2 protein-coding genes are annotated in these 3,272 nt (G+C 34.4%); both read left to right on the forward strand.

What is annotated here, in order from left to right; all coding sequences use genetic code 11:
* Positions 1-2,130, forward strand: a 2,130-nt coding sequence (locus H5072_RS15195) for a DNA internalization-related competence protein ComEC/Rec2 (protein WP_259395963.1), incomplete at its 5' end; no start/stop codon positions are given.
* Between the two features lie 60 nt (positions 2,131-2,190).
* Positions 2,191-3,272, forward strand: a 1,082-nt coding sequence (locus H5072_RS15200; RefSeq protein WP_259395964.1) for an ABC transporter transmembrane domain-containing protein, incomplete at its 3' end; no start/stop codon positions are given.

The raw sequence follows: 3,272 nt of genomic DNA on the forward strand, positions 1-3,272 counted from the left end.
GTGAGCGCTTATTTTAAGCCGTTTTTAAACGTATTGTTAGGCTTTATTTGTGCAATTTGCTTTGTTGGTATGCATTTTTACCTTTTTTATAGTTTTGAAATACCAAAACCGAACGAAAAGTATGCACTTGATTCTACATTAGTTGTTGAAGAGATTATTTCTGATAAAAAACCTCAGTATATCAAAGCCAAAATAGTGGCATTAGATGGGAGTAGCTTTTCGAATTTTAGAGCACCCAAAGCAATGCTCAGTGTTAATTCTGCACAGCCTTTTACAGTCGGGGATGAATTCTCTGCATTAATCCATTTAAAATATTTTCGCAGTAATAAAAATTTTAATGTGTTTGACACTGAACGTTATGCATTTATAAATAGGATATTATTTAAAGGTAAAGTGCTCAATAAAGAGCTTAATATAATACACAGCGATAAACAAAGCATCGTACTAGATTATCAAAACTTCATTAAAAATACCTATACAAATACAAGATTGCAGTGGCTCTATTATGCATTACTCAGTGGTGATAAATCGTTAATGAGCTATACAGATAAACAATTAATGCAATCACTTGGGTTAAGTCATTTACTGGCTATATCGGGTTTACATATTGGTTTGATTTTTAGCTTTGGTTATTTATTCATTCGATTTATCTGTACGAAAATAAACTTTTCAATTGGTCAATCATTTAACCTTACACTTTACTACAGTTCGTTCGGTTTTATAGCTGCATTAGTTTACGTATATTTAAGTGACTTTTTAGTATCAGCAACGCGAGCGCTAATTATGCTGGGTTGTTATTTGTTACTTTATTTTCTTGCTAAACAGCCGCTGCGTTGGCGTAGTATTTTATTTGCCTTGGTTATAGTGCTTACTGTTAACCCATTTAATTTACTTAATCCAGGTCTGTATTTTTCATTTTTAGCGGTCGCTATAATTTTTACTGTTATTAATAAATTACCAATATTAAATACACGAATAAAAAACAAAATTATTGCGTTATTTGTTATTCAAGTAGCATTGTTTATCGGTTTATTACCACTTTCACTTTATTTTTTTAATGGCGTAAGTATTGCGGGACTAGTGATTAACTTAATTGCGATACCGTTTCTTTCCATCATTATTTTACCATTTTTGATTGTTTTTACATTACTGAGTACTTTTATAGATATAGGTAATTTAATACATTTGTTTGATACAGGGTTATATGCGTTATTTAAATTACTTTATGAAATACCCGAGTCGTTAAGATGGCTGACAACAGGAAGAATCGAGTTAATATTCGTCATTTTTACCTATATTACTATGTTGATGATTTACTTCCTCCCCTATAAATTGCTCTGTTTCATTCCTTTAACAGTACTTTTATTGAATAATCTTCTAAAAGAAAAGCCTAACTGGCAGCTTCATGTGTTTGATGTTGGGCATGGTCTCATGGCATTAATTGAAAAAGATAACCAAGTGCTTATCTATGATTTTGGTCCAAGTTATTTTAATCGTTTTAGTCGTACGCGAAGTATCTTATTGCCTTATATAAAAGCAAATAATTTCACAGTAAAAACAGCGATTCTAAGTCATGAAGACAGCGATCACGCTGGAGGAATACAGCATTTTATTGAAGCTGGATTTGGGGAAACATTAAAGCAATTTCACCCTGAAAATACACTTAATGTGTGTGAAGTCCAAAGTGTTGATTTTGTCGGTTTAAGAGTAGAAAGCTTTAGCACTATAGGGTATGGGAATGAAAACGACGATTCATGCGTTGTTAGAGTATCGAGTAATACTTATAGTGTGTTATTTACAGGTGATATATCAAAATCTCGTGAAGCCTCCTTATTAGCGAATAATACACCGTTGAAAAGTACAGTCATGTTAAGCCCGCATCATGGCAGTGATACATCCTCAAGTGTTAATTTTATTAGTGATGTAGCCCCTAAAGTTGTGATTCATTCAAGTGCTTATAAAGGACAGTGGGAATTTCCCAAGCCCGTTGTTGTCGAGCGTTACAAAGCAATAAGCGCCGAGCAATTTACAACAGGCGTTGAAGGACAAATTAGTATTAAATTCTACTCAAACAATTTGGCCATAGAAACAGCAAGAGGGCAGGAAAGTTATTGGTTTATCAAAGATTGACGTTTAGTTTTATCTCATCGAAGGATACAATACAGGGAGTTACTGTATTTAGAGAGTGTTATGGATCAAAGTACTGCACAAATTTATAAACGTCTTGTCTCGTATGTTGGCGCATACAAAAGCGTCGCTTTTATCGCAATTGTTGGGATGATAGGCTATTCAGCAATGGATGCTTTATTCATTCAATTAATGAAGCCGTTTATTGATCAAGGTTTAAACCAGCGAAATACAGAAGTTTTAAAGTACGCTCCTTTTGTAGTTATCGCGTTAGTACTAGGGCGTGGTGTTTTTAACTTTATGTCTTCGTACTGTTTAAGTTATGTGGGCTCTCAAGTTGTACGCTCTTTACGCCAAGAGTTATTTGAGCACATATTGCATTTACCCGTTTCTTTTCATGACAAAAACTCAACAGGCGATTTAATTTCAAAAATCACTTTTGACACAGAGCAAGTTCAACAAGCAATTACTAAAGCGTTACTTATTGTTGTACGTGAAGGGGCCTTTGTTGTCTTTTTACTTGGTGTAATGTTTTATACCAGTTGGAAGCTCTCACTTATATTTTTAGTCATCATCCCTCTCGTTGCCATTATTGTAGCGGTTGTATCGAAACGTTTTCGCCATATTTCTAAAAGTATCCAATCAGCTATGGGGCAGGTTACACGTAGCTCTGAACAAATGCTTAGCGGACATAAAGTTATTCATGGATTTGGCGGACAAGATCAAGAGATCAATCACTTCTCGAGAATTAATAATCATAACCGCCAGCAGCGCATTAAAATGGATGCGACAAAAGCTTTAAGTGTATCAATTATTCAAATATTAGCTGCCAGTGCCATGGCTGTTATTTTATGGGCTGTATCTCTTCCATCAATGATTGATACGATTACCTCAGGTGACTTCATGGCATTAATTGCCTCAATGATGATGTTATTGCGACCGCTAAAACAACTCGCCAATGTTAATAGTGATATGCAGCGTGGTATCTCTGCCGCGCAAAGTATTTTTTTAGTTTTAGATGAAGAAATGGAAAAAGATACTGGCACCGTTTCAGTCGATAAAGTTAAAGGGTTAATTGAAGTTAAAAATGTAACCTTTAAGTACCCAACAAAAGATGAAGCCGTATTAAACGATTTGTCGCTAAC

Source organism: Pseudoalteromonas sp. SR45-5 (assembly GCF_014163565.1).
Classification (GTDB): domain Bacteria; phylum Pseudomonadota; class Gammaproteobacteria; order Enterobacterales; family Alteromonadaceae; genus Pseudoalteromonas; species Pseudoalteromonas distincta.